Source organism: Nocardiopsis alkaliphila YIM 80379 (assembly GCF_000341005.1).
Classification (GTDB): domain Bacteria; phylum Actinomycetota; class Actinomycetes; order Streptosporangiales; family Streptosporangiaceae; genus Nocardiopsis; species Nocardiopsis alkaliphila.
In genome coordinates, this window is record NZ_ANBD01000098.1 from 1 (window position 1) to 5,706 (window position 5,706).

General features: G+C 68.6%; 7 protein-coding genes. 2 read left to right on the plus strand and 5 right to left on the minus strand.

The features are described from left to right. Positions 1-186 precede the first annotated feature (186 nt). Both D472_RS0114495 and D472_RS0114500 read right to left on the minus strand, forming a co-directional pair. The gene (locus D472_RS0114495) at positions 187-1,071 is read right to left on the minus strand and encodes an EamA family transporter (protein WP_017605207.1); all 885 of its coding nucleotides are present in this window, start codon (positions 1,069-1,071) and stop codon (positions 187-189) included. 6 nt (positions 1,072-1,077) lie between these two features. Further along, positions 1,078-1,446 carry a hypothetical protein gene (locus tag D472_RS0114500; protein WP_017605208.1) on the minus strand — a complete coding sequence of 123 codons (369 nt, stop codon included), beginning with the start codon at positions 1,444-1,446 and terminating at the stop codon, positions 1,078-1,080. 145 nt (positions 1,447-1,591) lie between these two features. Between D472_RS0114500 and D472_RS0114505 the strand changes: the two genes are divergently transcribed. Further along, positions 1,592-2,290, plus strand: coding sequence for an RICIN domain-containing protein (locus tag D472_RS0114505; protein ID WP_026117697.1), 699 nt, complete (start codon positions 1,592-1,594; stop codon positions 2,288-2,290). A 185-nt stretch (positions 2,291-2,475) separates the two neighbouring features. On the opposite strand, the gene D472_RS0114510 is transcribed toward D472_RS0114505, so the two are convergent. The 3 genes from D472_RS0114510 to D472_RS0114520 are packed head-to-tail and all read right to left on the minus strand — an operon-like array spanning position 2,476 to position 5,101. Next, positions 2,476-3,276: an inositol monophosphatase family protein gene (locus D472_RS0114510; RefSeq protein ID WP_017605210.1), complete on the minus strand. Its 801-nt coding sequence runs from the start codon at positions 3,274-3,276 to the stop codon at positions 2,476-2,478. 48 nt (positions 3,277-3,324) lie between these two features. Next, on the minus strand, positions 3,325-4,161 hold the full coding sequence (locus tag D472_RS0114515; protein ID WP_017605211.1) for an ABC transporter permease: 837 nt from the start codon (positions 4,159-4,161) through the stop codon (positions 3,325-3,327). Between the two features lies 1 nt (position 4,162). Then, complete coding sequence (locus D472_RS0114520) at positions 4,163-5,101, minus strand: ABC transporter ATP-binding protein (protein ID WP_017605212.1); 939 nt, start codon at positions 5,099-5,101, stop codon at positions 4,163-4,165. Between the two features lie 412 nt (positions 5,102-5,513). Between D472_RS0114520 and D472_RS25585 the strand changes: the two genes are divergently transcribed. Then, positions 5,514-5,706 (plus strand): helix-turn-helix domain-containing protein (locus D472_RS25585; protein WP_033303863.1); only part of this gene is annotated, 193 nt, incomplete at its 3' end.

Consider the following 5,706-nt stretch of genomic DNA (forward strand, 5'->3'; position numbering starts at 1 on the left):
GAACAGGGCGGCGACGGCGCACTTGGTCATGCTTCGCATTGCTTTGCCTTTCGAGCGTCTACAACAGCTTGGGCGTGCTGCCCACCAGGGCTGATAGCCGGCAGTGAGCACACTGAAACCCTCTGTGGTCATTTTTTGCCTCGTTCTCTTCTTCCGAGAGGAGCAAAAGCCGCATCGAGTGAGGAGTCAGGAGCCCGAAGGAGAGGACGTACGGGTCGAGCCCGCGCTCGCGGCGATCACACAGGTCACCGCCAGCCATTGCCATACGGTCAGTAGTTCACCGAGCAGGACCAGGCCCGCCAAGGCCGCGGCCGCCGGCTGCAGACTCATCAAGACCCCGAACGTCCGTGGCGGCATTCGGCGCAGGGCGTTCAGTTCCAGTGTGTAGGGGACCACCGAGGACAGCACACCCACGGTCAGGCCGAACAGCAGCAGCCGCCAGTCGAGCAGGGCCGCGCCGCCTTCGATGACACCGGCCGGGGCCATGACCACCACGCCCACCACGCTGGCGATGGCCAACCCGGAGGCTCCACTGAATCGCCGTCCCGTCGCCGCGCTGAGCAGGATGTACCCGGCCCAGGCGATGGCCGCCAAGGCCGCGAAGAGCACGCCCAACGGGTCGAGGGCGCCGAACTCCAAGCCCAGTGCCGCCACACCGAGTCCGGCCAGACCCGCCCACAACAGGTCGATGCGACGGCGTGAGCCCAGGATCGCGATCAGGAGCGGACCGAGATACTCGATGGTGACCGCGATGCCCAACGGAATTCGGGCGAATGCCTGGTAGATGAAGAAGTTCATCGCGGCCAGCGCCACTCCGTAACCGATCACCACCATCCAGTCGGTTCTGCTCCGGGCCCGCAGCGCGGGTCTGACCAGGAGGGCCAGCAGGACCGCGGAGGTGAGCAGGCGCAGCCAGACCACCGCCGAGGGAGGTAGGGCCTCGAACAGGTTCTTGGCCACCCCGGCGCCGGTCTGTACGGACACGACGCCGACCAGCACCAGCCAGACCGGAGGGAGGGCGTCCAACAGGGCGCCGGGTGAGGGGCGTGTCGAACCGGCTCGGATGCTCATGGCGAATCATCCTATGTTTTCTGGAGTGCGATGCCCTTCCTCGGTGGCCGCGAAGGTGGTCCCCGATGGCGTGCGGCGCGGCCCCCACACGAGCGCCGACAACAGCAACGACCAGGCCACGATCACCAGGGCCGGCTGCAACAGCGTCATGATGAGGCCGATCACCGTCAGGTCGCCACGGCCCGTGAGGGCTTGCACGCCGATCCACAGGAAGGGCGACGCCGCGGCGAACAGGTTCACCAGGAGGGCCGCCCACGCCAACCCGGCCCGAGCCGGCCGGCGCCACCACAGCAACGCGCCTCCGACCAACAAGAGGAACAGGGGAGGGCCCAGGTAACGGACCATGATGAACCAGGGCACGCCGATGCTCTCCATGGCGAAACACCCTATCCACCCGGCCCTGTTCGACCGGAAGGCGACTCAGAAGAGCCACCAAGATGCGCGAAGCGTGCCATGTGGTGTGAAATGGTGCGGTCCCACGACCACACGGGTCGCCCCGTCCCCGCAGGAGTACCCCGCCATGTCCCGACGTAGAGCCCGTACGGACGCCGCGCAGGAGCCAGGGCTGCCTCGGTGGCCGATGTTCGCCGGCGCCCTGGCCATGCTCGTGGGGGTGGGCGTGGGGGGTTACACCGCGGGTGTGTTCGTGAGCGAGACCCGTTCCGAGACCGAAGGGATGACCGTGGTCTCGGGCATCCTCGTCGAGCCCTCACCGGCTCCGGAACAAGAGCCCGAGGAAGAGGAGGAAGAACCCGAGGAGGAGACCCACCCCGCCGGGATCGACCCCGAGGTGACCTACGCCCTGCTGAACACGCACGGCGAGCGCGCCCTGGACGTGGCGGGAGCCTCCACCGACAACGGGGCGCCCACGCACTTGTGGGATCGTCACGACGAAGGGAACCAACAGTGGCGCTTCGTGCCGATCGATGACGGTTTCTATGAGATTGTCGGAGTGGGCAGTGGCAAGCTGCTGGAGATACCCGGCGAGCCCGCCCCGGAAGGGGAACCGGTCGTGGCGTCGTTGCTCACCCGTACCGGGAGCCCCAACCAACACTGGACCGTGGTCGAGGTCGGTGAGGATGTCGTCCGCTTGGTCAACCGGGCCACCGGGCACGCTCTCGAAAGCAAGGAGGGCAGCCCCGAGAACGGCACCCCGATCATCCCGGCAGAGGGCGCCGGCCACGCCCATCAGAAGTGGCGCCTGGTGCCCCTTGGTTGACCCGATCCGCCCCCGCTGATGTATCGCAAGGCGGTGGAGAGCCCGCATGGCGGTTCCCATGTGGGCTTCGGTCACCAAAGCGAGGCGCCGTTCTGCGCGTTCCGGGGCCTGTCTCCTGGCGGCCACCGTGCTGCTCACGGTGGCCCTGCTCGTGCTCCTGAGCGGTCGTCGGCGCGGCTCATGGTTCAAGGCGACAGCAGGGCCCGCACCGTCTCCCACGTTCGCTCGTCGGCGGCGTTGAGCAAGCCGAGGCGTTCGTCATCGGGGCGGTAGGGGTCGCCCTCCAAACGTAGGGCGACCCCGCCCGCCTCGGTGAGCAACAACCCTCCGGGCGCGTGGTCCCACGGCAGGGTTCGGTGGAACAGCACGAAGTCGAGTTCGCCCTCGGCCAGACGGGGATAGTCGACCCCGGCGCAGTAGGCCCCCGGTCCCACTTCGGCGAATCGGGGGGTGACGCTCTCCACGTGCGCGCGGGAGGTCGGCGGCAGGAAGCGGGAGAGCACCGCGCCGCGTAGTTCGGCCGGGGACTCGGGGGCGGGAGAGCGGTGCAGCCGGTGTTGGTCGCACCAGGCTCCGGAACCGAGCTCGGCCGTGTAGACACGGTCCAGGGTGGGACGCAGGATCCAGGAGGCCACCGCCCGGCCTTGGCGCACCAGCGCGGCCATCACGGCGAACCCCTCCTCGCCGCGCACGAAGTTGCGGGTGCCGTCCAGCGGATCGACCAACCACACGGCCGGCTCCTCGGACAGGGCCCGAAGCAGCTTCGGGTCGGCCGAGGCGGCCTCCTCGCCCACGACCGGGACGTCCATCAGCTCACGCAACCTACGGGTGATGGTGGACTCGGCTTCACGGTCGGCCACGGTGACGATCTCCCCGGGTGCCTTCTCCGTCACCTCGTCCCGCTCCAGGGTCCGAAAGCGCGGCAGGATCGATTCCTGCGCGGCCTCACGGAGAATGGTGGTCACGGTGTCGATATCGATCGTCATGGCCGACAGCCTACGACCGCGTGCCCGAGTGCTTCGGCACCGGTGTGGTCACTCCCAGCGGAACAGGCGCGAGGCCGCCAGCCCGGCCCCGACCGCCCACACGAGCAGCACCAGGAAGACACCTGCTCCCGGCACCGCCCCATGGGTGAGCAGGTCGCGCAGTCCCGAGGTGAGCGCGGTGATCGGCAACACCGACACGGCCTGTTCCATCGGTCCGGGGAAGTTGCTGGTGGGGAAGAGCACCCCACCCAGGCCCAGCATCAGCACGTACACGAGGTTGGCTCCGGCCAGGGTCGCCTCGGCGCGCAAAGTGCCCGCCATCAGCAACGCCAACGAACTGAAGGCGGCGGTGCCGAGCAGGATCAGCGTCAACGCGATGAGCAGGCTGAGTGGGCTCAGCGTGGGTGACCAACCCAAAAACAGCGCGACCGTGCCCAAAAGAGCGATCTGGACCGCTTGGACGCCCAACACGGCCAGGGTCTTGGCGGCCAGCAATCCGAACCGGGACAGCGGGGTGGCGCCCAGGCGCTTGAGCACCCCGTAACGCCGCTCGAAACCGGTGCCGATGGCCAGCCCGGTGAAGGAGGTGGACATGACGGCCAAGGCCAGGATGCCCGGAGTCAACGCGTCCACCCGGGGCCCCTCGCCCACGTCCAGGACCCCGGTGAGGCTGAAACCCACCAGGAGTAGCACCGGGATCACCATGGTGAGCAGGAACTGCTCGCCATGGCGCAGCATCACGCGCAGTTCCATCCCCGTCTGGGCGGCCACCATGCGCCACATCGGGGCCGCGCCCGGGGCCGGGGTGAACATGCCCGGGTCGATGGCGAGGGTCGGTGTTTCGGTCACGGCCCGGGCGGCCGTGCCGGTGGTGTGCTCGGTCAATTTAATCGCGCAGTTCCCGGCCGGTGGTTTCGAGGAAGACGTCTTCGAGGGTACGTGCTCGCAGGCGCAGGTCCTCGGCGAGTACACCCGCTGAGGCGCACCAGGCGGTGACCGTGGCCAGGAACTCCGGCCCCAGGGCGTGGGGGTCCTCGGTGCTCACGGCGCACTCGTGACGGTCGCCCGAGGGTGTGGTGGACACGGCGCTGCCTTCGGGAAGGGCTTGGAGCAGGGACTCGGTGTCGATCGGGCTCGCGGTGGTGAAACGCACCTCGCGCCGGCCCTCGGTGAGTTCGGCCGGAGTTCCCTCGACCACCACGGCTCCGTGATCGATGATGACCACGTGGTCGGCCAGACGTTCGGCCTCCTCCATGTGGTGGGTGGTGAGGATGACCGCGACCCCCGCGGCGCGCAGGGCCTTGACCAGGTCCCAGGTGGCCATACGCGCCTGTGGGTCCAGCCCGGCGGTCGGTTCGTCCAAGAAGACGATCTCGGGGCGGCCGACGACGGCGCAGGCCAGGGACAGGCGTTGCTGTTGACCGCCGGAGAGCCGTCGGAACGGGGTGCGCCCGGCCGAGGTCAGTCCCAGCCGCTCCAAGAGGAGGTCGGGGTCGATCGGGTCGGAGTGGAAGGAGGCCATGAGGCGGAGCCACTCGGCGGTCCGGGCGCCGGTGGGCACCCCACCGGACTGGGGCATCACGCCGACCCGGGGCTTGAGGGCCCCGGCGTCGGTGATCGGGTCCAGACCGAGGACACGCACGTGTCCGCCGTCGGCGCGACGGAAGCCCTCGCAGATCTCGATGGTGCTGGTCTTGCCCGCTCCGTTGGGGCCGAGCAGGGCGGTCACCGCGCCTTGGCGTGCGGTGAACGAGAGGCCCGTCACTGCCGTGGTGGAGCCGTAACGCTTCACCAGGTCGACGACCTCGAGGGCGGGTGTGTCCATGGGGCCTGAGTTTACGTGCGACCCGGGGTCGGGCTTCACCACCCCACCTCGAGCCCTTGAGGGGGTGCGCGCCGGGTCGAGGCGCGGTGAAGGTGCATACTTTCTCCGTCGTGCACCCTCGGAGCCGGCCACCCCTGGTCCTTGACGAGGACACGCCCGCTCGGTGGACTTTTTCACCTGGGAAAAGTCGACCGCCTCGTGGGATGGCCGTCTCGCCATCCGAGACCAAGGGTCGGATTCGAGTTTCGATGACGTGGGGCGCGCGCCACCCCTCCCGCCTGAACCCCCAGATTAGGCAAGGCTGGCCTTCGTGACGAAGCGCATGTAGTCGGGTTTGCCTAGGTGGACTTATTTACGCCACACTGATGTTGTCAAAAGACAGAGCCGGTAGTGAGCGAGGGAGGGGAGAAGCATGTCCGAGACGTACAACGCCTCCCGTCCCCTCAACGGGCCCGATCGGGGTACCCGCGCCCGTGTCGCCCGGCTCATCCTGGAGAAGGGGCCGATCACCGCCTCCGCGTTGGGAGAGCGACTCGGTCTGACTCCGGCGGCGATCCGCCGCCACCTCGACCATCTGACCAGCGAGGGCATGGTCGAGGCCCGCG